This window comes from Kosakonia sp. YIM B13588, assembly GCF_042788165.1.
In the GTDB taxonomy this organism is placed as follows: Bacteria; Pseudomonadota; Gammaproteobacteria; order Enterobacterales; family Enterobacteriaceae; genus Kosakonia; species Kosakonia sacchari.
The window spans coordinates 148,316-174,312 of the sequence record NZ_JBHZPO010000012.1 but is presented as its reverse complement, the minus strand read 5'-3'; the positions used below and the strand labels follow the sequence as shown (position 1 = coordinate 174,312).

Here is a 25,997-nt window from a genome sequence, read left to right as displayed (position 1 = left end):
GGTCGTTAGCTCAGTTGGTAGAGCAGTTGACTTTTAATCAATTGGTCGCAGGTTCGAATCCTGCACGACCCACCAATGTAAAAAAGCGCCCTAAAGGCGCTTTTTTGCTATCTGCCCAAATAAAAGATTCGAACCTGCAGCAGGTTCGAGTCGAACGTAGTGAGACAACGGAGCCGCTTGCGGCGACGGCCCGAAGGGCGAGCAAAGCGAGTCATCCTGCACGACCCACCAATGTAAAAACGGCGCTGGCGGCGCTTTTTGCTATCTGCGATTTACCCTTTGTCTGCCCATTCCAGCCTTCAGTTGAAATCTATTGATTACCAACCGCGCGACTCCCATTATGCGACCAGTAAACCAATGAATTTTTCCCGCCGCACAATTTTCTTTAGGGCAGCATATAAGCGCTTAAATACCTGTCGGGTTAGCCATTAAACCTACCCTGACAGCAATAGAGAAACGAATAAAACCCCATTATTTTCAACGAGTAAAAACGGTAACGTTTATCCATAATTTATCCTTAATGTCCCGATATGATGCCCGCCGAACCGCCATTCGATTAAGACAATTCAAGAAATAAATGATGACGGCCGATAACAATGTTTTATGGCAAAAAGGAGTGTGCAATGACCACAATCTCGACAACAACTGCGTCAATTCAAACAGGTAGCGCGGGTAGTTCATCGTCTACCGGCAACGATACCGCTTCGCAAATCAGCCGCATTACTCAGAAGATCACCAAGCTGACCCAGCAGCTGAAAGAAATCGCTAATGGGAGCGGTTCGACTGAAGACAAGAAGAAACAGCAAGAGATGATTCAGACTGAAATTCAGCAACTGCAAGCGCAACTGGCACAACTGCAGCGCAAACAGGCTGAAGAAGCAGAACAGAAACAAGCTCAGCAGCAACCGCAAGCGAAAGCGGAAGGTGTTAACAAACCTTCCGACGATCATCAGATTGATATTTACGTCTGAGTAAATAACGGATCGTCCTCACGGGCCTGGTTTAAACACCGGGCCTGTTCTCTTACGACTTCCCACAATGCCTGCGCCGCCCCCGAGAGCGACCGATTTTTTCGCCGCACCAGCATAATTTTGCGCTGCATATCCGGTACCAGCCTTTTTACCGCCAGCTCACTTCCCTGCGGCAGCGGCAAGGCGAGTGCGGGCAGAATGCTTATCCCGATCCCCGCTTCAACCATTGGAAACAGTGTTGCCGGATGGCCAATCTCCTGCACGATTGTCGCGCGTACGGCAAAATGGCGCAGCGCAGCATCAATGAGCGGTCGGCTACCTGACGCGTAATCCTGCACCACTAATCTCGCACCATCCAGCGCCGACCAAGGCACCTCCGCAAGCTGTGCCCACGAATGATCGCTGCGACACAGCAAAAAGAATGGCTCCTCGAGGATCTCTTCGCTCTGAAAATCGTTCACCGGGCCAGGATCTATCACAATGCCAAAATCCACCTCTCCCTGGCGAATGCTCTCCAGCACCCATTGCTGCGGCCTGTCGTGCAACACAAAATCAATTTCCGGATAGCGCTGGTTACTACTGGCGATGCACTGCGGGATCAGGTGCGCCGAAATGGTCTGACTCGCCGCCACACGTACCGTGCCAGTCAACTGCTGCCCGACACGCCCGGCTTCACGCAGGGTGCTGCTAAGCTCATCTAACAGCCGCTCAAGGCGACCGGCCAGTTGATGCCCGGCTTCGGTCAGCACCACTTCGCGGGTGGTACGGTCGAGTAAGCGCACGCCGGTTTGCAGTTCCAGCTCTTTCACGCTGTGGCTTACCGCAGACTGGCTGAGACCGATTATCTCCCCTGCCCGGCTGAAACTTTTGGCCTGCGCCACGGTGACGAAAACACGTAACTGACGTAAGGAATAATTCATCTTATAAATTCATGAATGGATGCAATAAATCAATTTTATTTCTCAAAACAGAAAAAGCACAATAGCGACACCGACTTTCAGGAGTGCACATGAAACTTTTTCGTATCCTTGATCCTTTTACGCTCACGCTGGTGTGTACCGTTTTGCTGGCCTCTTTCTTCCCGGCGCGCGGCGGCTTTGTGCCGTTTTTCGAAGGGCTGACCACCGCCGCGATTGCATTATTGTTTTTTATGCACGGTGCAAAACTGTCGCGCGAGGCGATCATCGCTGGCGGTAGCCACTGGCGTTTACATCTTTGGGTAATGTGCAGCACGTTTGTGCTTTTCCCGGCGCTCGGCGTGCTGTTTGTCTGGTGGTCGCCGGTGAATGTCAGCCAGGAGCTGTACACCGGTTTTCTGTATTTGTGCATTCTGCCTGCGACCGTTCAGTCGGCGATTGCCTTTACCTCACTGGCGGGCGGAAATGTCGCGGCGGCGGTTTGCTCCGCATCAGCTTCCAGCTTACTCGGCATCTTCTTGTCGCCGTTGCTGGTTGGCCTGCTGATGGATCTTCACGGCGCAGAAGGCAGCCTTGAGCAAGTGGGCAAGATCATGCTGCAACTGCTGCTGCCGTTTGTACTGGGCCACCTTTCACGCCCGTGGACCGGCGCTTTTGTGGCGAAACATAAGAAGTGGATTTCAAAAACCGACCAGACGTCGATTTTGCTGGTGGTTTACTCCGCCTTTAGCGAAGCGGTGGTGAACGGTATCTGGCACAAAGTGGGCGTCGGCTCACTGCTGTTTATTGTCGTAGCGAGCCTGGTGTTGCTGGCGATTGTCATCGCGGTAAACGTGGTCGTCGCGCGTAAGTGCGGATTCAATAAAGCTGATGAAATCACTATTGTTTTCTGCGGTTCGAAAAAGAGCCTCGCCAACGGTATTCCCATGGCCAACATTCTGTTCCCGACGTCGGTGATCGGGATGATGGTGCTGCCGCTGATGATCTTCCATCAAATTCAGCTAATGGTCTGCGCCGTGCTGGCGCGCCGTTATAAACGTCAAACAGAGCAACAGCAGGCGCAGGCAGCGGCGAAAGCCTAATTGCGTTTCAGGGGCTGTACCAGATGGCTCAGCCCTTCCGTTTTGATCAGTAATGTTATCTGCATCAACTCACCCAATCGCCCGGCGGGAAACGAATCCTTCCGGGCAAACCACAGCAGATACTCTTCGGGCAGATCGATAAGCCGCCGCCCCTGGTATTTACCAAACGGCATGATGGTATTAGCAATCTCGACGAGTTGTTCCTTTTCCATTTACGCTCCCAGCAGGCGGATCATCTCGGCCTCGTCAATCACCTCAATCCCCAGCTCCTGCGCCTTCGCAAGCTTAGAGCCCGCGGCTTCCCCGGCAATCACCAGATCCGTTTTCTTCGACACGCTACCCGCAACTTTTGCGCCTAGCGCTGTTAAACGTGCTTTGGCGTCATCACGCGAAAGCTGGCTCAGGCTACCGGTCAACACAATAGTTTTTCCGGCAAACGGGCTGTCGATCTCGTCGGCTTTGACGATAACCGGTGCAGGCCAGTGAATGCCAACATCCTCGACTAACTGGCGGATAACCTCGCGGTTGCTCTCTTCATTGAAGAAGTTGTCCACGTGCTTCGCCACGACAACACCGACATCCGGGACTTTTTGCAGCTCGTCAACGCCTGCTGCCATCAGCGCCTCCAGCGTACCAAAATAAGCCGCCAGACCGGCAGCCGTAGCTTCACCAACCTCGCGGATACCGAGCGCGTAGAGGAAGCGGGCAAAGGTCGTCTCTTTGGCTTTCTCCAGCGCATTGACCACGTTCTGTGCCGATTTTGGCCCCATGCGATCAAGCCCGGTCAGCTTACCGGCCGTAAGACGGAATAAGTCTGCCGGTGTATGGACGTACTCTTTTTCCACCAGTTGGTCGATTATCTTGTCGCCCATACCATCCACATCCATCGCGCGACGGGAGACAAAATGCTTCAGCGACTCTTTACGTTGCGCACCGCAGATTAACCCGCCGGTACAGCGGGCAACGGCTTCGCCTTCAACACGCTCAACATCGGAACCACACACCGGGCAGTGTGTCGGAAAAAGCACTTCACGGGTTTCTTGCGGACGCTCGGAAAGCACCACATTGACCACCTGCGGGATCACATCACCGGCGCGGCGAATCACTACTTTGTCGCCAATACGCAGACCAAGACGGTCAATTTCATCGGCGTTGTGCAGTGTAGCGTTGCTGACCAACACCCCGGCAACGTGTACTGGCTCAAGCCTGGCGACAGGCGTAATCGCACCGGTACGCCCGACCTGGAATTCCACATCACGCACAAAAGTCATCTGCTCCTGCGCCGGGAATTTGAAGGCGACTGCCCAGCGCGGCGCGCGGGCGACAAAACCCAGTTGTTCCTGTAAATCGAGCGAATCGACCTTAATCACCACACCGTCAATATCAAAACCGAGCGTTGGGCGATCGGCTTCAACCTGGTGGTAGAAGGCCAACACCTCTTCCGGCGTGCTGCACAGACGTATGCGGTCACTTACCGGCAGCCCCCAGGCTTTGAACTGCTGCAAACGCCCCAGATGGCTGCGCGGCAGTTCGCCCCCTTCGAGAATGCCGATGCCATAGCAGAAGAAGGTTAGCGGGCGTTTGGCGGTGATACGCGGATCGAGCTGGCGCAATGAGCCTGCGGCGGCGTTGCGCGGGTTGGCAAAGACTTTCGCCCCGGTACGACGCGCATCTTCGTTGATTTTTTCAAAACCCGACTGCGGTAAAAACACTTCACCACGCACTTCGAGGCGGGCGGGAATATTGTCGCCGTGCAGCTTGAGCGGGATGGCGCGGATAGTGCGCACGTTTGTGGTGATGTCCTCTCCGGTGGTGCCATCGCCGCGCGTTGCCGCACGCATCAGCACACCGTTTTCGTAGAGAATACTCACCGCCAGGCCATCCAGCTTTAGCTCGCAGCAGTAGGTAAGCGCGTCGGTGCTTTTCAGCCTGTCCTGCACACGTTTGTTAAAAGCGAGGAAACTCTCTTCGTCAAACACGTTGTCCAGCGACAACATCGGCACTTCATGGCGTATCTGGCTAAAAGCCGTAAGCGGCGCTGCGCCAACACGCTGCGTTGGCGAATCAGGTGTCACTAAATCAGGGCGCTGCGCTTCAAGCTCACGCAGTTCACGCATCAGACGATCGTACTCGGCGTCCGGGATCTCCGGCGCGTCCATAACGTGGTACAGATATTCATGATGGCGAAGGCTGGTTCGCAGTTCTGTCAGTTGTTGTTCAATTGAGTCCATATCGCACCATCAATGATAAAAAACCCCCGACTGGCGGGGGTTCTGGAAGGAAATAATGTTCGTGGTCCCGTTACGCGTTGGCGTCTTTGACCTCGCGAATACGATCCTGGTATTCACGTAATTTCTGCGGCGTCATCATCCGACGCTGATCGTCCAGCACCACGCCGCCAACTTCATCGGCGATATGCTGTGCAGATTGCAGCATCAGTTTAAAGTTTTGCAACTCGTCGCCATAGGAAGGCACCTGCATAAAGATGGTGACGCCTGGCGTTGCCATCTCGCTCATCGTATCGACATCAAACGTGCCGGGATTGACCATATTGGCCAGGCTGAAAAGCGCCGGGCCACTGCCGTCCGGGCTGAGATGACGATGAAAAATGCTCATATCGCCGAATTTAAACCCGGCCTGCAAAATGCTGTTCAGCAGCACTTCGCCATTCAACGTGCTGCCATGATGTGCAGCAACGTTCATGATAATGACAGTTTCTTTGCGCTGCGGTTTTTCCACTGGCGCTTCGACAACCGGTTCAGGTTCCGGCTGAGGTGCGGGCTGCGCAATTTCAGGTTGCGATTGATACTGCGGCGCAGGCTGCTGAGGTGCCACTGGCTGTTGTGGCGCTACGGGCTGTTGCGGCGCGTGACGCACCGGTTGTGTTTCAAAGGCAGGAGCTTGCACTGGGCGCTCCGGCTGCTGCTGGGAATAAGGCTGCTGCGCGTGGTGCGGTGGCTCTTCAGGTTGAACAGGCGGTGCCGACGGGCGCGGCTGAGCCGACGCATAGGGCGGCTTATATTGGTGCTGACGCGGCGCGTCCTGCTCGTTACTGGCTCCCGGCGCGTGATTCACTTTATGAACACGCACTTCACCTACGCCTTCGTCTTCTTCGACATCCTCGTCATCCAACTCGTCGTCGTCACGTCTCGACTTCATGCGTTTTAATGGGCGATCCCGGAACATGGACGAACGTTCTTTGCGACTGGTCCAAAACCCATGAACCAGCAAAGCAATTATGGCGATCGCGCCAACAATGATTAATATCAGACGCAAATCCTGCATCATTATATTCTCTGTTGTTCTAACACCTTGCCACCACGGCAAACATTTACTCACTAAGAGTATTTGCCCATTACGTCAAGTGCAAGTGCGCGCGTGTCTTTCGCAGCATAAAGATGAACGAAATTGTGCTTTTTGCTGTTTTTTCGAACATTTCCGAACGGGTTTCCCCCGTCTGATGAATATTATAAGCTGCAGTTTTCGGTCGTCATGAAAGGAGTATGGCCAGATTATGGTTTCATCATCCCCGTCTGTTGCTCGCAGCGGCATGTTTTACTTTTCCCAGGGCTGGAAACTGGTCACACTGCCAGGCATTCGTCGCTTTGTGATCTTGCCGTTAATGGTGAATATTTTGCTGATGGGCGGCGCGTTCTGGTGGCTGTTTACCCGCCTGGATAGTTGGATCCCTTCGCTGATGAGCCATGTGCCGGACTGGCTGCAATGGCTGAGCTATTTACTGTGGCCAATTGCCGTTGTCTCAATTCTGTTGGTCTTCGGCTACTTCTTCTCAACCCTTGCGAACTGGATTGCCGCTCCCTTTAATGGCTTGCTGGCAGAACAGCTGGAAGCACGCCTTACCGGCGCGACACCACCCGACGTCGGCGTTTTTGGGCTGCTCAAAGATGTACCGCGCATCATGAAGCGCGAATGGCAAAAACTGGCCTGGTATCTGCCCCGCGCCTTGCTGCTGCTGGTGCTTTATTTTATTCCCGGTATTGGGCAAACCGTCGCCCCGGTGCTGTGGTTCCTGTTCAGTGCTTGGATGTTGGCTATCCAGTATTGCGACTATCCGTTTGATAACCATAAGGTGCCGTTTAAAGCGATGCGCGTTTCCTTGCGCGAACGCAAGGTTATTAATATGCAATTCGGTGCGCTCACCAGCCTGTTTACGATGATTCCGGTGTTGAATTTGGTCGTGATGCCCGTAGCGGTGTGTGGCGCAACGGCGATGTGGGTCGATTGCTACCGGGAAAAACACGCGGTCTGGCGATAAGGATTTATTCCGTTTCTTATTCCATACTGATTAGCATTATTTCGCCGCAGCATATAGATATGCGATTTCCTTACTTCCCCAACAACAGTAAGTGCGTATGCTGAGGTGGTTCCCAAATTTCATACAGTTAAGGACGGGCTATGAGTAAGATTTTTGAAGACAACTCGTTGACGATTGGTCATACGCCGCTGGTTCGACTGAACCGCATCGGTAACGGCCGCATTCTGGCGAAGGTCGAATCACGTAACCCAAGCTTCAGCGTAAAATGCCGTATCGGTGCCAATATGATTTGGGATGCCGAAAAACGCGGGGTGCTGAAACCGGGCGTAGAACTGGTTGAACCAACCAGTGGCAACACTGGGATCGCACTGGCCTATGTCGCCGCTGCGCGCGGCTATAAACTGACGCTGACCATGCCGGAAACCATGAGTATCGAACGCCGTAAATTGTTGAAGGCATTAGGCGCAAACCTGGTACTGACGGAAGGCGCAAAAGGCATGAAAGGCGCTATCCAGAAAGCGGAAGAAATTGTCGCCAGCGATCCGGCGAAATTTCTGCTGTTGCAGCAATTCAGTAACCCGGCTAACCCGGAAATTCATGAAAAAACCACCGGCCCGGAAATCTGGGAAGACACCGATGGCCAGGTTGATGTGTTTATCTCCGGCGTAGGCACTGGCGGTACGCTGACTGGCGTAACGCGTTATATCAAAAATACCAAAGGCAAAACTGACCTGATCACCGTCGCGGTCGAGCCAACTGATTCTCCGGTTATTTCTCAGGCGCTGGCAGGCGAAGAGCTGAAACCTGGTCCGCACAAAATTCAGGGCATCGGCGCGGGTTTTATTCCCGGCAACCTGGATTTGAAACTGATCGATAAAGTTGTCAAAATCACCAACGAAGAAGCCATCAGTACCGCGCGTCGTCTGATGGAAGAGGAAGGTATTCTGGCGGGTATCTCTTCGGGTGCAGCCGTCGCGGCAGCGCTGAAATTGCAAGAAGACGAAACCTTTACCAATAAGAATATCGTGGTGATTTTACCTTCTTCTGGCGAGCGTTATTTGAGCACCGCGTTGTTTGCCGATCTGTTTACTGAAAAAGAATTGCAACAGTGATGCCAGATTGTTAAATCAGCACAAAAAAGCACCGATTGCGGTGCTTTTTTGTGGCATATATCAAATTTTTGCCCTACCTGGCATTGCCTGAAACCTCCTGGTCTGGTATTTAACCATCACATTTATTTTGATGCGCGAAATTAATCGAAGGCAAGATTTCACCAAGCTGAATCGATTTTATGATTTGGTTCAATTCTGCCTTTCGCTGCATAATGTTTAATGACGAGCGAAACGTCAGCAGCCAGAAGCGCCAGCGTTTGGTTGCGCCAGGCAGGCTTCTGTAGTTTGTCCCGTTGCGCCGGCGCTAACAATACAGGCTAAAGTCATGCCGCCAGGCTAGACTTTAGTTCCACAACACTAAACCTATAAGTTGGGGAAATACAATGTTCCAGCAAGAAGTTACCATTACCGCTCCGAACGGTCTGCATACCCGCCCTGCTGCTCAGTTTGTTAAAGAAGCAAAAGGCTTCTCTTCTGAAATCACTGTGACTTCTAACGGCAAAAGCGCTAGCGCGAAAAGCCTGTTCAAACTGCAAACTTTGGGCCTGACTCAAGGTACTGTTGTGACGTTGACCGCTGAAGGCGAAGACGAGCAAAAAGCGGTTGAGCATCTGGTTAAACTGATGGCAGAACTTGAGTAAGTTTTACTTACGGGTTCTTTTCAAGATCAGTCACAAGTAAAGGTAGGGTTATGATTTCAGGCATTTTAGCATCCCCGGGTATCGCTTTCGGCAAAGCACTGCTGCTGAAAGAAGACGAGATCGTCATCGACCGGAAGAAAATTTCTGCCGACAAGGTTGACCAGGAAGTTGAGCGTTTCCTGAGCGGTCGTGCCAAAGCATCGGCACAGCTGGAAGCAATCAAAACGAAAGCGGGTGAAACTTTCGGTGAAGAAAAAGAAGCCATCTTCGAAGGGCATATTATGCTGCTGGAAGATGAGGAGCTGGAGCAGGAAATCATAGCCCTGATTAAAGATAAGAACATGACTGCCGATGCGGCAGCGCATGAAGTTATCGAAGGTCAGGCAACAGCCCTGGAAGAGCTGGATGATGAATACCTGAAAGAACGTGCCGCTGACGTACGTGACATCGGTAAGCGTCTGCTGCGCAACATCCTGGGTATGCCGATTATCGATCTGAGCGCGATTCAGGAAGAAGTGATTCTGGTTGCAGCTGATCTGACACCGTCAGAAACCGCTCAGTTGAACCTGAAAAAAGTGCTTGGTTTTATCACTGACATCGGTGGTCGTACTTCCCACACGTCTATCATGGCGCGCTCCCTTGAGTTGCCAGCAATTGTGGGCACCGGTAGCGTCACCACTCAGGTCAAAAATGGCGATTATCTGATCCTCGATGCGGTTAACAACAAAGTCTACGTTAACCCGAGCGACGAAGAGATTGAGACACTGCGCGCGGCGCAAACTCAGGTTGCCGAAGAAAAAGCCGAACTGGCGAAACTGAAAGATCTGCCGGCGATCACCCTTGATGGTCACCAGGTAGAAGTATGTGCCAACATCGGTACCGTTCGCGATATCGCGGGCGCTGAGCGCAATGGCGCCGAAGGTGTTGGTCTGTACCGTACCGAATTCCTGTTCATGGATCGCGACGCCCTGCCGACTGAAGAAGAGCAGTTTGAAGCCTACAAAGCGGTGGCAGAAGCCTGCGGTTCTCAGGCAGTTATCGTCCGTACCATGGACATTGGCGGCGACAAAGAGCTGCCGTACATGAATTTTCCGAAAGAAGAGAACCCGTTCCTGGGCTGGCGTGCAGTACGTATCGCCATGGATCGCAAAGAGATCCTGCGCGACCAGGTACGAGCGATTCTGCGCGCTTCCGCTTTCGGTAAACTGCGAATTATGTTCCCGATGATCATCTCTGTCGAAGAAGTGCGCGCACTGAAGAAAGAGATTGAGATCTACAAACAAGAATTGCGTAACGAAGGCAAGGCGTTTGACGAGAGCATCGAAATTGGCGTGATGGTGGAAACTCCTGCTGCCGCGACAATTGCCCGCCATCTGGCGAAAGAAGTCGATTTCTTTAGTATCGGTACCAATGATTTGACGCAGTACACCCTGGCGGTAGACCGTGGTAATGATATGATTTCACATCTTTACCAGCCGATGTCACCGTCTGTACTCACCCTGATCAAGCAAGTTATTGATGCTTCTCATGCGGAAGGTAAATGGACTGGCATGTGTGGTGAGCTTGCTGGCGACGAACGTGCTACACTTCTGTTGCTGGGGATGGGTCTGGATGAATTCAGTATGAGCGCCATTTCTATCCCGCGCATTAAGAAGATTATTCGTAACACAAACTTCGAAGATGCGAAGGTGTTAGCAGAGCAGGCTCTTGCTCAACCGACAACGGACGAGTTAATGACGCTGGTTAACAAGTTCATTGAAGAAAAAACAATCTGCTAATCCGCGAGATGCGCCCAAATTACTGCTTAGGAGAAGATCATGGGTTTTTTCGATAAACTGAAATCTTTGGTTTCTGATGATAAAAAAGACACCGGAACCATTGAGATTATTGCCCCGCTTTCTGGCGAAATCGTCAACATTGAAGATGTACCGGATGTTGTATTCGCTGAGAAAATCGTTGGTGATGGCATTGCTATCAAACCGACCGGTAACAAAATGGTAGCCCCGGTTGATGGTACTATCGGTAAAATCTTTGAAACCAACCATGCCTTCTCTATCGAATCAGATAGCGGCATTGAACTGTTTGTTCACTTCGGTATCGACACCGTTGAACTGAAAGGTGAAGGTTTCAAACGCATCGCAGAAGAAGGCCAGCGCGTAAAAGTTGGCGATCCGGTAATCGAATTTGATCTGCCGCTGCTGGAAGAGAAAGCCAAGTCAACCCTGACGCCGGTGGTTATCTCCAACATGGACGAAATCAAAGAGCTTATCAAACTTTCTGGTAGCGTAACCGTGGGCGAAACCCCGGTGATCCGCATCAAAAAGTAATGCGTAATGCATAAAAGAATGGCGCCGAAAGGCGCCATTTTTGCTTTACTGCGGCGGTAAAATCAGCTCGTCATAGCCTTTTTCCAGCGTATATCCCATCACTTCTACGACCCGATCGCCCGCAGCCTGTATCGCCATGTCAAGCGCTTTTCCCTGAACAATGCCGCTCACCAGTTCAGAACAAAACAGATCGCCAGTGCCTTTGAGATCTGTCGCCACACGCGGATAACCACTCACATGAACCGCATCAGCGGTAACCAGTACCACGTGGATTTGCTCATCGTGTTGCTCAACCGGCGCACTGGTGATCGCCACCCAATGCAGCGATTCCGATAACAGGCCTTTTGCCGCCTCAATCGCGCTTTGCAAATCCCGGCATGGCTGACCACTCAGCACTTCCAGCTCGAAAACATTTGGCGTGATCCCCTGCGCCAGTGGCAGCAGATGTTCACAATATGCCTGCGGAATTTCTGGTTTTACGTAGATGCCGCTGTCGGTATCGCCAATCACCGGATCAACCAGAATTAATAATTGCGGATGTTTTTCCCGCAACACTGTGAGCCATTGAGCCAGCAGTTTTATCTGGCTGGCGCTGCCCATATAACCGGTCGTGACAGCTTTAACGCTGCGCAGAACATCACGCTCTTCCAGCGCCTGTAAATAGCCGCTAAACCACTCGTCGGGAATGACGCCGCCGTAAAAGGTGTCATAGTGCGGCGTGTTGCTGAACAGCACGGTCGGCACGGCCAGTACGTTCAAATGGTGCTGGCGAATATTCGGCACCGCTATGCTGTTGCCCACGCTACCGTAGACAACCTGTGATTGTACGGCAACGATATCGGCCTGCTGCGCCCGGGTCTTATCCCTGAACAGGATCATCTCCATTAGCTCTCCTTAACGGGTTAAATCCCCGCGCCCTGCGAATAACTCTCTTCACCAAATACGCCAGTAGAAAGGTAGCGATCGCCGCGATCGCAAATAATGGCGATGATCACCGCGCCTGGGTTCGCTTTCGCCACCCGCATCGCCCCTGCTACTGCGCCGCCGGAACTGACACCGCAGAAAATGCCTTCCTGCACCGCCAGCGCGCGCATGGTATTTTCCGCTTCGCGCTGATGGATATCCAGCACCTCATCAACCAGAGACGCGTTAAAAATCCCCGGCATATATTCAGCAGGCCAGCGGCGGATACCAGGAATACTGCTGCCCTCTTCCGGCTGTAATCCGACAATCGTCACTTTTTTATCCTGCTCGCGCAGAAAACGCGATACCCCGGTAATGGTACCGGTAGTGCCCATACTGGAGACAAAATGCGTGATTCGCCCGCTGGTCTGTCGCCAGATTTCCGGGCCGGTGGTGGTGTAATGTGCGTAGGGGTTATCCGGGTTGTTAAACTGATCGAGCAGTTTGCCTTCACCGCGCGCCGACATGGCCAGCGCCAGATCGCGCGCCCCTTCCATGCCCTGCTCTTTGCTGACCAGAATCAGCTCCGCACCGTAGGCGCGCATCGCAGCGCGGCGCTCCTGGCTCATATTGTCCGGCATCAACAATTTCATGCGGTAGCCTTTCAGCGCGGCGATCATCGCCAGCGCGATACCCGTATTACCGCTGGTCGCTTCAATCAGTACGTCGCCGGGTTTGATCTCCCCGCGCTTTTCTGCCTGCACAATCATCGACAGTGCAGCTCTGTCTTTTACCGATCCCGCCGGATTGTTGCCTTCCAGTTTGACCCAGATTTCGCTACCGTTATCCGGCGTCAGGCGTTGCAATTTGACCAGCGGCGTATTGCCAATGGTTTGTTCTAATGTGTTCACAATCGCTGTCCAATAAAAAACCCGGTCGCAAGATGCATACCGGGCTTGTAGGCCAGATAAACCTGTATGTTATCCGGCAGAAACCACGTCTGTTTAAGCTATCAGGCAGAATCAGCCAGAGCAAGTTCCACGCGAGCCTCAATGCGTTCATTCCCGTTGTATAAACGGGCATGTTGCAGGCCAACAAACAGACGCTCACCGCGCTGCGGAGGTTGCTCATCGCGCATCACCACCGTCAACGGCTCCGGGTTCCAGCCCAGCGGCTGCACAACCAGTTGGGTGTAATGGCCTTTCGGGCTGGCTTCCAGCACCTGTACCGGCAGCGGAGAATCGAGACTAGTGCGGCGGCTGACATCCACTTCCCACGGGCGCAGGAACAGATCGACATCTCCCTGGTAAGCCGGGGTATAACCGAGAGGCCAGCGGTGCGCGCCCACATGGAACTGTCCGCCGCGCACCGTGCCTTTCAGGCGGTTAACCTCGCCCATAAACTCCAGTACAAAGCGGGTTGCGGGTTCGCGCCAGACCTGATCCGGCGCATCCGCCTGTTCAATATTTCCCTGGCTCATCACGACGACGCGATCGGCAACTTCCGTCGCCTCTTCCTGATCGTGCGTCACGAACACGCTGGTGAATTTCAGCTCTTCATGCAACTGACGCAACCAGCGGCGCAGCTCTTTACGCACCTGCGCATCAAGCGCACCGAAGGGTTCATCCAGCAGTAAAATTTGCGGCTCAACCGCCAGTGCACGCGCCAGCGCCACACGCTGTTTCTGTCCACCGGAAAGCTGTGCCGGAAAGCGTTCTGCCAGATGTGCTAACTGCACCATTTCCAGCAGTTGCGTCACTTTGGCTTTGATCGCCGCCGCATTAGGACGTTCTCGACGCGGCAGCACCGTCAGGCCGAAAGCGATATTGTCGAACACCGTCATATGACGAAACAGCGCATAATGCTGGAACACAAAACCAACGCGGCGCTCGCGCGCATGTAAACGGCTGACGTCAGTACCGTGAAAACGAATACGCCCGCTGCTCTGATGCTCTAGGCCAGCAATAATACGCAGCAACGTTGTTTTACCGGAACCGGACGGCCCCAGCAACGCCACCATCTGGCCGGAAGGGATATCCAAAGAGATATCATTCAGCACCTGGGTGCGACCAAAAGACTTCTTAATATTGGCAATCTCAATGCTCATGATTTCCCTCCTGTTGCTGGCGTTTTTCCTGATTATTCAAACGCCACTGCAACGCACTCTTTAAAAACAACGTCAAAATAGCCATCAAGGTCAGCAGGGCCGCGGCGGTAAACGAACCGACGGTGTTGTAATCCTGCTGCAGTAACTCAATTTGCAGCGGCAGCGACAGGGTTTCACCGCGGATAGAGCCGGAAACCACCGACACCGCGCCAAATTCGCCAATCGCCCGCGCGTTAGTCAGTACCACGCCGTATAACAGTGCCCAACGGATGTTCGGCAACGTCACGCGCTTAAACATCTGCCAGCCGGAAGCACCAAGCAGAATCGCTGCTTCGTCCTCCTGACTCCCCTGGCTTAACATCACTGGCACCAGTTCGCGCACCACAAACGGACAGGTAACAAACACGGTAACCAGCACCATGCCCGGCCAGGCGAACATAATTTGCAGATTATGCGCATCCAGCCAGCCGCCAAGCGGGCCGTTCGAGCCATAAAACAGCAGATAGATAAGACCTGCGACCACCGGCGAAACAGCAAAGGGAATATCCAGCAGCGTCAACAGTAACTGGCGTCCGGGGAAGTTAAAGCGCGTCACCAGCCAGGCCAGCAACGTGCCGAATATCAGGTTCAGCGGCACCGAGATCAGCGCAATCAGCACCGTCAGCCAGATGGCATGCAGCATGTCAGCATCGGCGAGGTTTTGCAGTACTGGTGCCAGGCCTTTGCTGAATGCCTGCACGAAGATATAAACCATCGGCACAACGAGGATAAACGCAGAAACAAGGACGCCCGAACCAATCAAAAACCATTTGCCCCAGTTCACCTGAGGTTTGTCATAGCGTTTCAATTCAGTTATTTCCGCCATTAGTGACCTACCACACGCTGACCAAAGCGGCTTTGCAGAGTGTTAATGGAAAACAGCAACAGCAGAGAAGCCGCCAGGATCACCGAGGCAATCGCGCTCGCCGCCGGGTAATCAAACTCCTGCAGACGCACAAAAATCATCAGTGAGGTGACTTCGGTCTTCCAGGCGATGTTACCGGCAATAAAGATCACCGCGCCAAACTCGCCAAGACTACGGGTAAACGACAACGCGACGCCCGCCATCAGCGCTGGAGAGAGTTCCGGCAGCACCACTTTGCGAAAACTTTGCCAGCGCGTCGCGCCCAGGGTTTCCGCCGCTTCTTCATATTCCGGCCCTAACTCTTCCAGTACCGGCTGGATGGTGCGTACCACAAACGGAATGCTGGTAAACGCCATTGCCACTGCAATACCGAGCCAGGTATAGGTCACTTTGATATCAAACTTCGCTAACCATTCGCCGTAAAAACCATTCACCGAAAACAGTGATGCCAGCGTCAGACCCGCCACGGCCGTGGGCAGCGCAAAAGGAAGATCCATTAACGCATCCAGCAGTGTACGGCCCGGAAAGCGGTAACGCGTGAGGATCCACGCCATCAGCAAGCCAAACACGCCATTAAAAACGGAAGCGACAAACGCAGCAATCAGCGTGACTTTATAGGCGGCCACAACCTGCGGATTAGTGACCACCTCCCAGTATTGCGCCCAGCTCATCTGCGCCAGCTGCATCACCAGCGCGCTCAGCGGCAACAGCAGTATCAGACAAACAAAAAACAGGCTGCTGCCCAGGCTTAAACCGAAGCCAGGCAGCACGCGTTTTGATCCTGCAAACATCACTTACGCCCCGCCGCCAGCAACGTGTCCAGTTCACCACCGCTGGCGAAATGGGTTTTCATCACCTCAGGCCAGGAACCAAACTTGTCTTCTACACGGAACAGCGCTGTCTGCGGGAATTTATCGCTCAGTTTTGCCATTACTTCCGGGTTGTTCACGCGATAGTAATAATCGGTAATGATGGTTTGCGCCTGAGGGCTGTAAAGCCAGGTGAGATAAGCTTTCGCCGCTTTTTCCGTGCCGTTGGCCTTCACGTTTTTATCCACCCACGCCACCGGGAATTCAGCCAGGATGTTGACCTTCGGTACGACAACCTCAAAACCCTGCGCTTCATACTGCTTGCGGATGTTATTCACTTCCGATTCAAACGAGATCAGCACATCGCCAAGCCCGCGCTCAACAAAGGTGGTTGTCGCGCCGCGACCGCCAGTGTCGAACACTTCAACGTTTTTGAGGAACTGGGTCATAAACTGCTGAGTTTTGGCTTTGTCACCGCCATCCGCTTGATCCGCTGCGCCCCAGGCTGCCAGATAGGTGTAGCGCGCATTGCCGGAGGTTTTCGGGTTCGGGAAAATCAGCTTCACATCACTGCGCACCAGATCGTTCCAGTCGTGAATGTTCTTCGGGTTACCTTTGCGTACCAGAAACGCCATCGTCGAGTAGAACGGCGAACTGTTATTCGGCAAACGGCTCTGCCAGTCTGCCGGGATCAAGTTGCCTTTGTCGTGCAGGATCTGCACATCGGTGACCTGGTTATACGTCACAACGTCCGCTTTCAACCCTTGCAGGATCGCCAGCGCCTGCTTTGAGGAGCCAGCGTGAGATTGCTTAATGGTCAGCTTGTCACCGCCGTTATCTTTCGCCCATTGCTGTTCGAACGACGTGTTAAGGGCCGCAAATAGCTCGCGTGATACATCATAAGAGCTGTTAAGCAGTTCCGTCGCTTGTGCCTGAGCGGCCCACAGCGTCAGCGCTGCCAGCGTCAGATATCCTTTTTTCAGTAAATTAACGGCCATTGCGCACCCTTATAAGCTGATGACATTTCGTCACTCAGTTTATTTATAACGGGTGTGAAACCAGTAACGGTTTTATATACCAATTGGTGATTTGGAATCAGAAAAGAATATAAGCAGAAGGGAGTAGTGACCGGGTTTCCCCGGCCAGGCAGAGGTGCGTGGTTTACAGCGCCAAGAGCTTATCCAGCGACGGGGCGAAGTAGTAGCCACCGGTCACCGGGCGGGTAAAACGCAGCATCGCGTCGCGCTTACCGTCGGTATCGCCAAACATGCTCAGCAGTTGCTGCTCAATGTTGTACAGACGGGCACAATAGGTGCAGAAATAGAGCCCATGCGTGCCGCTGGCGGTGCCATAAGGCAGGCTCTGGCGGACGATTTTCAGCCCTTTGCCGTTCTCTTTCAGATCAACACGCGTCAGGTGTGATGTGTCCGGGCGCGCATCGCCATCGATCTCTTCATTGGCCTCTTTGGTGCGACCGATCATCATCTCCTGATCGCCCACGCTCATGCGGTTAAGCTGCCTGAGGTTATGCTCCCAACGCTGCACCATCACGTAGCTGCCTCCGGCGTCCACACCATCCTGAATAATGGCAACCTCGCGGCGTTTCTCATCGCCAGCCGGGTTTTCCGTACCATCGATAAAGCCACTCAAATCGCGCTCTTCGACCCAGCGGAAACCGTGTGTCTCTTCTTTAACCTCGATCGCGTCGCCGAACGCCGCCAGTGCGGCCTGAGCGACAGAGAAATTCACATCGTGGCGCAGAGAAAGAATGTGGATCAGCAGATCTCGCTGTGTTGCGGGCGCCAGGCCTTTGCCATACGCCGGAAAATCTTTTAGCTCGTCTGCGCCTTCAGCACCGTTCAGCGCGCGCCAGGTCTTGTTGCCAAAGGCAATGGTCGCGCCCAGAGCCGCATCGGGGAATTGCAGTTGAAAGGTCGCCAGCTTATCGGCGAATACGCGGCTCGCCACGCGCAGGGCATCGGTGTCCCCGTTTACGTTGGCTTCAATCCAAATCGCCGCACGGCAATGTTCTGGCAAAATGCCGCTTTGAACCTGGGACATGACTCCTCCTGGAAAAAACAGGCCACGAAACCGTGGCGATAATCGCGGTATTGTACCTGTTTTTCCCGCAGCAGCAGCGAGTTAAGATCAAATTAACGGCGCCAGATAAGCTTGCTCACTTTCCAGTTTTTCAGCGCATCATCGGATGGCATTAACCCTTCCGGGCCGCTCCACTGGCCGGTAAACACATAGCTGATATGCTGGCTACCCGGCGCTTTACACTCGACGCCCACGCTGTCATCGCCAGCGCCTTTCACGCAATTACCGAACGCTTTATCAAACAGCGAATTGAACGGTGCGCCGATTTTTACCCCTTTATCCGTGGCAATATTACTATCGAGCACATCAATACGGCTGACCGCGCCGTTTTCACCGTTCACCACCAGCGCCAGTTTGTCGTCTTTTAGCGCTTCAAAATAACGAACGATGCTGCCTTTTTCCGTCTTCATACCGCTACGCAGATGGTAATCACCACCCAGCGCATCCTGAATTGCCTGCTCGTTTAGCGGCGTGCTGGCGGTGATGTTACCCACTCTGTTGTCGCTCACCTCGACAGATGAACCAAACCAGTTCCACGGATAGGCCGCCGACCAGTTGACGGAAGCCAGCGTCGAGCAGCCGGTTAACGCCAGCGGCAGAACGCAAATAAGTGTACGCAGGGATTTCATGCTTCATTCCTTTTATTCATTGAACGCCTGTTGGAGTCCCGGAAGTGAAAAAAGTGCCGCTCAATGTTGAGCAAGGGAAAAACAGGCCCGAAGACGCCGGTTTGCTGCCAGCCACCACAGCGCGAAAAGATCGGCAATAACCAGAAACAGCCCAACGCCGGAAAGCGCCTCGCCGGTATACCAGCGCCAGGGTTGCCATACCAGCAACGCCAGTTGCGCCAGCAATACCAGCGGGTAGAGCGCGCGCCACAGGCGGGGAAAATGTTCGCGGCGACCGCTCAGTAAAAAGGCCAGGGCCGCCGGCATACCCGGCAGCAAGCCCAGCCAGAAATCATCGTGATCGGGGTAAAACAGTGCGAGCAATGCGTCGCCCTGCCCGCGCGATGCCCCGGCAATAACAAACAGCACCCAGGTGCGCGCCTGGAGCAGCAACACGCACCAGAAGAGAAATGGGAGTTTCAGGCGACCGTGGTTATCGTAATCGGCGGGATAAATCTCAGTACTCTTCATCTTCAATCAAACGCTTGCCCAGACTGGCCGAATCCATATGTTCATAACCGAGGCGCTCATACATGCCGATAACCATCTCGTTATCTTCCCGCACCATCAGGTTAATTTTCGGGCAACCGCGGGCAATCAATTTTTTCTCCAGCCGGTTCAACAAGGCGTTAGCGATACCGCGCCCACGAAACTCGGGATGAACGCCGAGGTAATAAGCTGAACCGCGATGACCGTCATAACCGCCCATCACCGTGCCGACCACTTCACCACCGACTTCGGCAACCAGAAACAGACTCACATCGTGATTCACTTTGCGCTCAATATCCATTTCCGGATCGTTCCATGGTCGCAACAGCTCACAACGCTCCCACAAGGTGATCACTTCTTCGAAATCTTCCTGGCGAAAAACGCGTATCTCCATGGTATTCCCCGTCATTTTCAGCTGTGTAAACGTAGATTATGGCCCTAAGCGCCGCTGTCGCCAATATCCGGCATCTTCGGCGCTGAAATTTGGCATAATGTCACTCTGTCACGTATTGAAATGAAAAGTAAAACATTAGTTCGCACGGATAGTCGTAACGGCAAACACGATACGCTATAACACCAGGGACCACGAATAAGACAATTCAGGCGTATGAGCACCTTTAAACCTTTAAAAACACTTACCTCGCGTCGTCAGGTGCTGAAAGCAGGCCTGGCCGCCCTGACATTAACGGGCATGTCTCGTGCTATCGCTAAGGACGAGACACCACTCAAAACCACCACCGGGCACAGCAAGCCGAAAGCAAAGAAAGCTGGCGCAAAACGCATTGTGATGCTTGATCCGGGCCACGGCGGTATTGATACCGGCGCGATTGGACATAACGGTTCGCAAGAGAAACACGTGGTACTGGCGATCGCCAAAACCGTCCGCGCCCAGTTGCGTGCGCAGGGAATTGATGCGCGCCTGACGCGCACTGGCGATAAATTTATTCCGCTTTATGATCGCGTAGAGATTGCCCACCAGCACGGTGCCGATCTGTTTATGTCAATCCACGCCGATGGTTTCACCAACCCAAGCGCTGCGGGCGCGTCGGTGTTTGCGCTTTCCAATCGCGGGGCCAGTAGCGCAATGGCGAAATACCTGTCGGATAAAGAAAACGCCGCCGACGATCTGGCCGGCAAGAAAGACAGAGACAAAGATCACCTGCTCCAGCAAGTACTGTTCGATTTGGTGCAAACCGACACCATTAAAAACAGCCTGACGCTCGGCTCGCATATTCTCAAGCAGATTAAACCGGTACACCGCCTGCATAGCCGTAACACGGAACAGGCGGCATTTGTGGTGCTAAAATCGCCTTCAATACCGTCCGTACTGGTGGAAACCTCGTTTATCACCAATCCGGCGGAAGAGAAGCTGCTCGGTACAGCCGCGTTTCGCCAGAAAATCGCCAGCGCCATTGCCGACGGCGTACTCAGCTACTTTAGCTGGTTTGATAATCACAAAGCCCATACGAAGAGACGCGGATGACCACGCCTGATATCCACCCGGTTAAAAACGCCCTGCTGCATTTGCAGGACAAGATCTGTGACCAGCTGAGCGCCATTGATGGCGGCGCATTTATTGAAGATGCGTGGACGCGTGCGGCAGGCGGCGGCGGGCGCAGCCGTGTGCTGCGTGATGGCGGCGTGTTTGAACAAGCGGGCGTCAATTTTTCGCACGTCCACGGCGACGCAATGCCCGCTTCAGCCACCGCGCACCGCCCGGAGCTGGCAGGTCGCAGTTTCGAAGCGATGGGCGTTTCGCTGGTGGTTCACCCGCGTAATCCGTATGTGCCCACCAGCCATGCCAATGTGCGCTTTTTTATCGCCGAAAAACCCGGTGCGGAACCGGTGTGGTGGTTTGGCGGCGGCTTTGATTTAACGCCCTACTACGGTTTTGAAGAGGATGCTCGCCACTGGCACCGCACAGCGCGCGATATCTGTTTGCCGTTCGGCGAAGAGGTGTATCCACGTTATAAAAAGTGGTGCGACGATTACTTCTACCTTAAACACCGTGACGAACAACGCGGTATCGGTGGGCTGTTTTTCGACGATCTCAATACGCCAGATTTCGATCACTGCTTTCGCTTTATGCAGGCGGTGGGCAACGGCTATCTCGAGGCTTATATGCCGATCGTTGAACGCCGCAAAGCTACGCCTTATGGCGAGCGTGAACGCGACTTCCAGCTTTACCGTCGCGGTCGTTATGTTGAGTTCAATCTGGTATGGGATCGCGGCACGCTGTTTGGCTTACAAACCGGCGGGCGCACTGAATCCATTCTGATGTCGATGCCGCCGCTGGTGCGCTGGGAATACAATTATCAACCCGCCGAAGGCAGCCCGGAAGCTGCCCTCAGCGAGTTTATAAAAGTCAGAGACTGGGTTTAATTTCTTTAATTCTCAGACCGGATAAAGTGCGCTATTCAACAGATATGTCACTGATGAGGTATTGTTCCGTTCAGCAGATGTTCAACAGTTTCTGAAACTTCACATACAGTGAACGGGAAAAGGGGAGCTGCCGTGTATGAACCGGTCACATGGGTTACAGATCTGACCGGTCACATGGGTGACACTTTTTGCTTCAGTCGGCCCGGATTATACGATGATTCCGTCTGTCGTACCGGGCCAGTATCAGTTCACCAAAACCTATTTCGTCCAGCTCTTCCCCGACCTGCTTCATCCATACCCATTCTCCCCTCAGCGCTTCTGATAAAAATATCCGTGTGCTGTTAAAGCATAAATCGCCTTTTAATGAGACACGCAGTGTCCGGGCATCATCCGGTACGGGCATTGCCTTCAGCGGGCCGGTAAAGATGCGCTCTGACGGATACCAGACCGAACCAGGTGTTTTTCCGCCCAGCGCCCTGGGGGGGCGTATCTCATTAAATTCATGACGCCATGCATCCATCCAGATCTGCTGCTCCTCAAGAGAAGTGAACTTCGCATGTCGCTTCAGCGCATCCTTCAGGGTGCGGTGCATCCGCTCATGTCTGCCGTTCTCGGTGGGTTTACCCGGCCGGATACGTTCCGGCAGGACACCACATTTAATCAGCCATACGGACATCTGGCTCAGCCTCCACAGACCGGCCCCGGCAAAGGGAGGACCATTGTCCGTACGCAGCACCTGCGGCATCCCGCACTCCCGGAATACCCGCTCAAGGCAGGGGATTACAAACCGGCCATCAGGCGTATAGGTGGCATCGCAGGCCAGCACAATCCTGCTGCAGTTATCGGTCAGCGTGAAGGGATGGCACCAGCGGCCGCCGGCATGGGTGAACTGCCCCCTGAAATCGGCGCTCCAGACATCGTTTGGTCGCACGGCAGAATGCAGCTCATGCCGCTGCGTGGGCTTAAAGGTGGGGGACTTACGTTTTTTAACCAGACCATGGCTGCGGAACAGCTCACCAATGGTACTGGTGGCAGGAACGCCGGTGATGTTCAGGTTAAGGAGGCGCTGCCTTATCTTCTCTGGCCCCCACAGGGGATGCTGGTGCTTCGTCTCCAGCAGCAGCCTCACCATGGGTTCAGGCGTTGTGCTCTGGTGGTGGCGCGCCCGGGAACGGTCACTGAGGGAGGTGGCATCATCGGGCGAAAAACGGGCCAGCCACTTGTAGCCGGTCTTACGGCTGATATTAAAGCGGCGGCACACCTCGGCAACCGTGAGGTTGCTTTCAAGGCAGGCCGCAACAAACTGCAAACGTTGCATGGTAACAGTCTCAATCCAGGGCACGGTAAACCTCCGTCAGCTGTTTACCGTACCGTTATAACCTGTTACCCATGTGCCCGGTTTAAAGTGTTACCTATGTGCCCGGTTCATACAGCCGCGCTCCCCTTTTCTATCCCCGCGTCTGTGCGATAAATCGGTGCTTCGCACTACACTCACCTCCCGAGTGCTTGTCTGCGGTCGGCTCAACTCGCGATTACTCGTCCCATCCGTGGGACTCGCCTATTCGGGGGACTCGCCTATTCGGGGCCAGCGCAAGCGCTGTTCAAAATTGCTCGCGGCAATTTTGTCTGTGGCTCGATTCGCCTCTGGCCGCCATCCATGGCGTCCAGACCTTGTCACTCATTCTTCGGTTCGCCGATTTCAGCGGCACTCAACCCATCGCGATTGAATTCAGCCCGGGCAGAAATAACGAGCGGCTTCCTTCAAAAACACAACCAACACGCGACAATCCGGTTATCGACGGTTCGTAGAAACAAACATTACAGTGGCTGCGTTTGCGCCTCCACCACCGCCAGCGCAACCATGTTGACGATACGCCGCACCGAGGCAATCGGCGTCAGCACATGCACCGGTTTCGCCACGCCCATCAGTACCGGCCCGACAGTCACCCCTTCCGAACTGGACACGCGCAGCAGGTTATAGCTGATTCGCGCCGCTTCTACGTTCGGCATAATCAGGATATTTGCCGCCCCTTTCAGCGGACTATCCGGCATACGTTCATGGCGGATAGTCTCATCCAGCGCCGCATCGCCATGCATTTCTCCGTCAATCATTAATTCCGGCGCGCGTTCACGCACCAGCGCTAACGTATCGCGCATTTTCACCGCCGCAGGCGCGTTCGATGAACCAAACTGCGAATGCGAAAGCAGCGCCACACGCGGTTCAATGCCGAAACGGCGGACAGTTTCCGCCGCCAGAATAGTAATCTCCGCCAGTTCTTCCGCGCTCGGATCCTCATTGACGTAAGTATCGGCGATAAAGGTGTTGCCGCTCGGCAGCAACAGCGCGTTCATCGCGCCTGCGGTATGGACGTTGTCGCGATAACCGAAGATCGGCTGCAGCACATTGAAGTGCTCGTGGTAATCGCCGATGGTGCCGCAAATCAGCGCGTCCGCTTCGCCACGATGTACCATGATCGCGCCAATAATGGTGGTATTGCCGATCACCGCGCGCTGCGCCTGCTCCTGCGTCACGCCGCGGCGTTTCATGATGTTGAAGTACTCCATCCAGTACTCTTTAAAGCGCGGATCGGACTCGTTATTGACGATTTCAAAATCCACATCCGGGCGGATTTGCAAACCGAGTTTCTGAATACGCATCTCAATGACGCTCGGACGACCAATCAGGATCGGTTTTGCCAGCCCTAACGTCACCAGTTCCTGCGTGGCATGCAGCACACGCGGCTCCTCACCCTCTGCCAGCACCACGCGTTTCGGTGCGTTGCGCGCCTGGGAGAAGATCGGCTTCATAAACAGATTGGTTTTGTAGACAAATTCAGTGAGCTTATCGACATAAGCATCGAAATCAGCGATAGGTCGCGTCGCCACGCCGGAATCCATGGCGGCTTTTGCCACAGCAGGCGCGATTTTGACAATCAGGCGCGGATCGAACGGTTTCGGGATCAGGTAATCCGGGCCGAAGCTGAGATCCTGATCGCCATAGGCCGAAGCCACTACCTCACTCTGCTCAGCATGCGCCAGTTCCGCGATGGCGTTGACCGCCGCCAGTTTCATCTCTTCGTTAATCGCCGTCGCGCCAACATCCAGCGCGCCACGGAAGATAAACGGGAAACAGAGCACGTTGTTCACCTGATTCGGGTAATCAGAACGCCCTGTGCAGATGATGGCGTCCGGGCGCACCGCTTTCGCCAGATCCGGCAGAATTTCCGGCTCCGGGTTCGCCAGTGCGAGGATCAACGGCTGGCGCGCCATGCCTTTCACCATCTCCGGGGTCAGCACTTTCGGCCCGGAACAGCCGAGGAAGATGTCCGAACCGGCAACCACATCCGCCAGCGTGCGTTTGCCGTCATCGTCAACGGCATAAGCGGCTTTGGTTTCCGCCATGTTCGGCTCGCGGCCTTTGTAGATAACGCCTTTCGAGTCGCAGACCACAATGTTGTGTTTCTGCATCCCAAGCGCCACCAGCAGGTTCATACAGGCGATCGCCGCTGCGCCCGCGCCGGAAACCACCATACGCACATCGGAGAGGTTCTTCTCGACCACACGCAGGCCGTTGAGAATGGCGGCAGTGCTGATAATCGCCGTACCGTGCTGATCGTCGTGAAATACCGGAATATTCATGCGTTCGCGCAGCTTCGCTTCAATATAGAAGCACTCCGGCGCTTTGATGTCTTCCAGGTTGATGCCGCCAAAAGTCGGTTCCAGCGCGGCGACGACATCAATCAGTTTATCCGGATCGTGTTCATCCACTTCGATATCAAACACATCGATTCCGGCGAATTTTTTGAACAGTACGCCTTTGCCTTCCATGACGGGTTTACCGGCCAGTGCGCCAATATTGCCAAGGCCGAGTACCGCAGTACCGTTGGATACCACGGCGACCAGATTGCCACGCGCGGTGTATTTGTAGGCCGCCAGCGGATCTTTTTCGATCTCAAGACAAGGCGCGGCGACGCCAGGAGAGTAGGCCAGTGCCAGATCGCGCTGTGTTGCCAGCGGTTTTGTCGGGGAGACCTGAATCTTCCCCGGACGGGGGAATTCGTGAAAATCGAGGGCACTTTGTTTTAGTTGGTCGTCCATTTGAGGTTCCTTTCACGTTGTTTGCAGAGTGAAACGTGCGATGTCTATCCCAATGCGCCGCATAGTATGGCCTCTGTCGCCCGCATAAACTTTGAACATAGCCAAAATCTCGCCATGACATAAACAAAATTGTTATCAATTTATCGCAACTTTGTTACGTGCCGCAAAACGCAGGGCGCGGGCGCGTCTGCTATGCTTTTTTGTTATGCAC

25 protein-coding genes and 1 other RNA gene are annotated in these 25,997 nt (G+C 54.0%); 10 read left to right on the top strand and 16 right to left on the bottom strand.

The window, feature by feature from the left end; translation table 11 throughout:
- Nucleotides 1-108: 108 nt before the first annotated feature.
- Nucleotides 109-231, top strand: a non-coding RNA gene (locus ACFX4U_RS19160) — RtT sRNA.
- A gap of 392 nt (nucleotides 232-623) precedes the next feature.
- Nucleotides 624-971, top strand: a complete 348-nt coding sequence (locus ACFX4U_RS19155; protein WP_305735378.1) for a FlxA-like family protein — start codon at nucleotides 624-626, stop codon at nucleotides 969-971.
- On the opposite strand, the gene ACFX4U_RS19150 is transcribed toward ACFX4U_RS19155, so the two are convergent.
- The gene (locus ACFX4U_RS19150) at nucleotides 962-1,891 is read right to left on the bottom strand and encodes a LysR family transcriptional regulator (protein WP_305735377.1); all 930 of its coding nucleotides are present in this window, start codon (nucleotides 1,889-1,891) and stop codon (nucleotides 962-964) included. The two genes, ACFX4U_RS19155 and ACFX4U_RS19150, sit on opposite strands and share 10 nt — an antisense overlap.
- A gap of 89 nt (nucleotides 1,892-1,980) precedes the next feature.
- Here ACFX4U_RS19150 and ACFX4U_RS19145 point away from each other — a divergent pair, with 89 nt between their 5' ends.
- Nucleotides 1,981-2,970 carry a bile acid:sodium symporter family protein gene (locus ACFX4U_RS19145; protein WP_313507583.1) on the top strand — a complete coding sequence of 330 codons (990 nt, stop codon included), beginning with the start codon at nucleotides 1,981-1,983 and terminating at the stop codon, nucleotides 2,968-2,970.
- Here the strand turns inward: ACFX4U_RS19145 and ACFX4U_RS19140 are convergent.
- From ACFX4U_RS19140 to zipA, 3 genes are all read right to left on the bottom strand, one after another.
- Entirely contained in the window at nucleotides 2,967-3,182 is a 216-nt protein-coding gene (locus tag ACFX4U_RS19140; RefSeq protein WP_200550229.1) for a DUF3820 family protein, read from the bottom strand. The two genes, ACFX4U_RS19145 and ACFX4U_RS19140, sit on opposite strands and share 4 nt — an antisense overlap.
- Entirely contained in the window at nucleotides 3,183-5,201 is a 2,019-nt protein-coding gene (gene ligA / locus ACFX4U_RS19135) for an NAD-dependent DNA ligase LigA (protein WP_313507584.1), read from the bottom strand.
- 70 nt (nucleotides 5,202-5,271) lie between these two features.
- Entirely contained in the window at nucleotides 5,272-6,258 is a 987-nt protein-coding gene (gene zipA / locus ACFX4U_RS19130; RefSeq protein ID WP_313507585.1) for a cell division protein ZipA, read from the bottom strand.
- Nucleotides 6,259-6,484: 226 nt separating this feature from the next.
- On the opposite strand from zipA, the gene cysZ reads away from it, so the two are divergent.
- The 5 genes from cysZ to crr all read left to right on the top strand — a co-directional run bounded on the left by cysZ (nucleotide 6,485) and on the right by crr (nucleotide 11,326).
- Nucleotides 6,485-7,246 (top strand): sulfate transporter CysZ, encoded by a 762-nt coding sequence (gene cysZ / locus ACFX4U_RS19125; RefSeq protein WP_249881173.1) that lies wholly within the window; start codon nucleotides 6,485-6,487, stop codon nucleotides 7,244-7,246.
- Between the two features lie 140 nt (nucleotides 7,247-7,386).
- Nucleotides 7,387-8,358: a cysteine synthase A gene (gene cysK / locus ACFX4U_RS19120; RefSeq protein ID WP_017458913.1), complete on the top strand. Its 972-nt coding sequence runs from the start codon at nucleotides 7,387-7,389 to the stop codon at nucleotides 8,356-8,358.
- 383 nt (nucleotides 8,359-8,741) lie between these two features.
- The gene (ptsH, locus tag ACFX4U_RS19115; RefSeq protein ID WP_007370907.1) at nucleotides 8,742-8,999 is read left to right on the top strand and encodes a phosphocarrier protein Hpr; all 258 of its coding nucleotides are present in this window, start codon (nucleotides 8,742-8,744) and stop codon (nucleotides 8,997-8,999) included.
- Nucleotides 9,000-9,049: 50 nt separating this feature from the next.
- The gene (gene ptsI / locus ACFX4U_RS19110; RefSeq protein ID WP_249881172.1) at nucleotides 9,050-10,777 is read left to right on the top strand and encodes a phosphoenolpyruvate-protein phosphotransferase PtsI; all 1,728 of its coding nucleotides are present in this window, start codon (nucleotides 9,050-9,052) and stop codon (nucleotides 10,775-10,777) included.
- Between the two features lie 39 nt (nucleotides 10,778-10,816).
- Nucleotides 10,817-11,326, top strand: a complete 510-nt coding sequence (gene crr / locus ACFX4U_RS19105) for a PTS glucose transporter subunit IIA (RefSeq protein ID WP_017458915.1) — start codon at nucleotides 10,817-10,819, stop codon at nucleotides 11,324-11,326.
- Nucleotides 11,327-11,371: 45 nt separating this feature from the next.
- On the opposite strand, the gene pdxK is transcribed toward crr, so the two are convergent.
- The 10 genes from pdxK to ACFX4U_RS19055 form a co-directional block, all read right to left on the bottom strand.
- The gene (pdxK, locus tag ACFX4U_RS19100; RefSeq protein WP_313507586.1) at nucleotides 11,372-12,211 is read right to left on the bottom strand and encodes a pyridoxine/pyridoxal/pyridoxamine kinase; all 840 of its coding nucleotides are present in this window, start codon (nucleotides 12,209-12,211) and stop codon (nucleotides 11,372-11,374) included.
- Nucleotides 12,212-12,228: 17 nt separating this feature from the next.
- Nucleotides 12,229-13,140 (bottom strand): cysteine synthase CysM, encoded by a 912-nt coding sequence (gene cysM / locus ACFX4U_RS19095; protein ID WP_313507587.1) that lies wholly within the window; start codon nucleotides 13,138-13,140, stop codon nucleotides 12,229-12,231.
- 101 nt (nucleotides 13,141-13,241) lie between these two features.
- Nucleotides 13,242-14,336, bottom strand: coding sequence for a sulfate/thiosulfate ABC transporter ATP-binding protein CysA (cysA, locus tag ACFX4U_RS19090; protein ID WP_313507588.1), 1,095 nt, complete (start codon nucleotides 14,334-14,336; stop codon nucleotides 13,242-13,244).
- Nucleotides 14,326-15,201, bottom strand: a complete 876-nt coding sequence (gene cysW / locus ACFX4U_RS19085; protein ID WP_305735369.1) for a sulfate/thiosulfate ABC transporter permease CysW — start codon at nucleotides 15,199-15,201, stop codon at nucleotides 14,326-14,328. The genes cysA and cysW overlap by 11 nt, the downstream gene beginning before the upstream one ends.
- Complete coding sequence (gene cysT, locus ACFX4U_RS19080; RefSeq protein WP_017458920.1) at nucleotides 15,201-16,031, bottom strand: sulfate/thiosulfate ABC transporter permease CysT; 831 nt, start codon at nucleotides 16,029-16,031, stop codon at nucleotides 15,201-15,203. Before cysT ends, cysW begins: the two co-directional genes overlap by 1 nt.
- On the bottom strand, nucleotides 16,031-17,047 hold the full coding sequence (locus ACFX4U_RS19075; RefSeq protein WP_313507589.1) for a sulfate ABC transporter substrate-binding protein: 1,017 nt from the start codon (nucleotides 17,045-17,047) through the stop codon (nucleotides 16,031-16,033). The genes cysT and ACFX4U_RS19075 overlap by 1 nt, the downstream gene beginning before the upstream one ends.
- Before the next feature lie 163 nt (nucleotides 17,048-17,210).
- Nucleotides 17,211-18,110 (bottom strand): Dyp-type peroxidase, encoded by a 900-nt coding sequence (locus ACFX4U_RS19070; RefSeq protein WP_313507590.1) that lies wholly within the window; start codon nucleotides 18,108-18,110, stop codon nucleotides 17,211-17,213.
- A gap of 92 nt (nucleotides 18,111-18,202) precedes the next feature.
- Nucleotides 18,203-18,778: an RpoE-regulated lipoprotein gene (locus ACFX4U_RS19065; protein ID WP_313507591.1), complete on the bottom strand. Its 576-nt coding sequence runs from the start codon at nucleotides 18,776-18,778 to the stop codon at nucleotides 18,203-18,205.
- A 60-nt stretch (nucleotides 18,779-18,838) separates the two neighbouring features.
- Nucleotides 18,839-19,288 (bottom strand): DUF2919 domain-containing protein, encoded by a 450-nt coding sequence (locus ACFX4U_RS19060; RefSeq protein WP_305735366.1) that lies wholly within the window; start codon nucleotides 19,286-19,288, stop codon nucleotides 18,839-18,841.
- Complete coding sequence (locus ACFX4U_RS19055) at nucleotides 19,275-19,700, bottom strand: GNAT family acetyltransferase (protein WP_131406597.1); 426 nt, start codon at nucleotides 19,698-19,700, stop codon at nucleotides 19,275-19,277. Before ACFX4U_RS19055 ends, ACFX4U_RS19060 begins: the two co-directional genes overlap by 14 nt.
- 213 nt (nucleotides 19,701-19,913) lie before the next feature.
- Here ACFX4U_RS19055 and amiA point away from each other — a divergent pair, with 213 nt between their 5' ends.
- Entirely contained in the window at nucleotides 19,914-20,789 is an 876-nt protein-coding gene (amiA, locus tag ACFX4U_RS19050) for an N-acetylmuramoyl-L-alanine amidase AmiA (RefSeq protein WP_065370399.1), read from the top strand.
- Nucleotides 20,786-21,688, top strand: coding sequence for an oxygen-dependent coproporphyrinogen oxidase (hemF, locus tag ACFX4U_RS19045; protein WP_305735364.1), 903 nt, complete (start codon nucleotides 20,786-20,788; stop codon nucleotides 21,686-21,688). Before amiA ends, hemF begins: the two co-directional genes overlap by 4 nt.
- A 193-nt stretch (nucleotides 21,689-21,881) precedes the next feature.
- Here the strand turns inward: hemF and ACFX4U_RS19040 are convergent, their stop codons facing one another.
- Nucleotides 21,882-23,030 carry an integrase core domain-containing protein gene (locus ACFX4U_RS19040; protein ID WP_380218643.1) on the bottom strand — a complete coding sequence of 383 codons (1,149 nt, stop codon included), beginning with the start codon at nucleotides 23,028-23,030 and terminating at the stop codon, nucleotides 21,882-21,884.
- Nucleotides 23,031-23,506: 476 nt separating this feature from the next.
- The gene (gene maeB, locus ACFX4U_RS19035) at nucleotides 23,507-25,786 is read right to left on the bottom strand and encodes an NADP-dependent oxaloacetate-decarboxylating malate dehydrogenase (RefSeq protein ID WP_313507593.1); all 2,280 of its coding nucleotides are present in this window, start codon (nucleotides 25,784-25,786) and stop codon (nucleotides 23,507-23,509) included.
- Nucleotides 25,787-25,997: the final 211 nt, after the last annotated feature.

What these genes read in the sequence shown, in the direction of transcription:
- ACFX4U_RS19155 (WP_305735378.1), top strand. Translation starts at nt 624, where the DNA reads ATGACCACAATCTCGACAACAACTGCGTCAATTCAAACAGGTAGCGCG.
- ACFX4U_RS19150 (WP_305735377.1), bottom strand. Translation starts at nt 1,891, where the DNA reads ATGAATTATTCCTTACGTCAGTTACGTGTTTTCGTCACCGTGGCGCAG.
- ACFX4U_RS19145 (WP_313507583.1), top strand. Translation starts at nt 1,981, where the DNA reads ATGAAACTTTTTCGTATCCTTGATCCTTTTACGCTCACGCTGGTGTGT.
- ACFX4U_RS19140 (WP_200550229.1), bottom strand. Translation starts at nt 3,182, where the DNA reads ATGGAAAAGGAACAACTCGTCGAGATTGCTAATACCATCATGCCGTTT.
- ligA (WP_313507584.1), bottom strand. Translation starts at nt 5,201, where the DNA reads ATGGACTCAATTGAACAACAACTGACAGAACTGCGAACCAGCCTTCGC.
- zipA (WP_313507585.1), bottom strand. Translation starts at nt 6,258, where the DNA reads ATGATGCAGGATTTGCGTCTGATATTAATCATTGTTGGCGCGATCGCC.
- cysZ (WP_249881173.1), top strand. Translation starts at nt 6,485, where the DNA reads ATGGTTTCATCATCCCCGTCTGTTGCTCGCAGCGGCATGTTTTACTTT.
- cysK (WP_017458913.1), top strand. Translation starts at nt 7,387, where the DNA reads ATGAGTAAGATTTTTGAAGACAACTCGTTGACGATTGGTCATACGCCG.
- ptsH (WP_007370907.1), top strand. Translation starts at nt 8,742, where the DNA reads ATGTTCCAGCAAGAAGTTACCATTACCGCTCCGAACGGTCTGCATACC.
- ptsI (WP_249881172.1), top strand. Translation starts at nt 9,050, where the DNA reads ATGATTTCAGGCATTTTAGCATCCCCGGGTATCGCTTTCGGCAAAGCA.
- crr (WP_017458915.1), top strand. Translation starts at nt 10,817, where the DNA reads ATGGGTTTTTTCGATAAACTGAAATCTTTGGTTTCTGATGATAAAAAA.
- pdxK (WP_313507586.1), bottom strand. Translation starts at nt 12,211, where the DNA reads ATGGAGATGATCCTGTTCAGGGATAAGACCCGGGCGCAGCAGGCCGAT.
- cysA (WP_313507588.1), bottom strand. Translation starts at nt 14,336, where the DNA reads ATGAGCATTGAGATTGCCAATATTAAGAAGTCTTTTGGTCGCACCCAG.
- cysW (WP_305735369.1), bottom strand. Translation starts at nt 15,201, where the DNA reads ATGGCGGAAATAACTGAATTGAAACGCTATGACAAACCTCAGGTGAAC.
- cysT (WP_017458920.1), bottom strand. Translation starts at nt 16,031, where the DNA reads ATGTTTGCAGGATCAAAACGCGTGCTGCCTGGCTTCGGTTTAAGCCTG.
- ACFX4U_RS19075 (WP_313507589.1), bottom strand. Translation starts at nt 17,047, where the DNA reads ATGGCCGTTAATTTACTGAAAAAAGGATATCTGACGCTGGCAGCGCTG.
- ACFX4U_RS19070 (WP_313507590.1), bottom strand. Translation starts at nt 18,110, where the DNA reads ATGTCCCAGGTTCAAAGCGGCATTTTGCCAGAACATTGCCGTGCGGCG.
- ACFX4U_RS19065 (WP_313507591.1), bottom strand. Translation starts at nt 18,778, where the DNA reads ATGAAATCCCTGCGTACACTTATTTGCGTTCTGCCGCTGGCGTTAACC.
- ACFX4U_RS19060 (WP_305735366.1), bottom strand. Translation starts at nt 19,288, where the DNA reads ATGAAGAGTACTGAGATTTATCCCGCCGATTACGATAACCACGGTCGC.
- ACFX4U_RS19055 (WP_131406597.1), bottom strand. Translation starts at nt 19,700, where the DNA reads ATGGAGATACGCGTTTTTCGCCAGGAAGATTTCGAAGAAGTGATCACC.
- amiA (WP_065370399.1), top strand. Translation starts at nt 19,914, where the DNA reads ATGAGCACCTTTAAACCTTTAAAAACACTTACCTCGCGTCGTCAGGTG.
- hemF (WP_305735364.1), top strand. Translation starts at nt 20,786, where the DNA reads ATGACCACGCCTGATATCCACCCGGTTAAAAACGCCCTGCTGCATTTG.
- maeB (WP_313507593.1), bottom strand. Translation starts at nt 25,786, where the DNA reads ATGGACGACCAACTAAAACAAAGTGCCCTCGATTTTCACGAATTCCCC.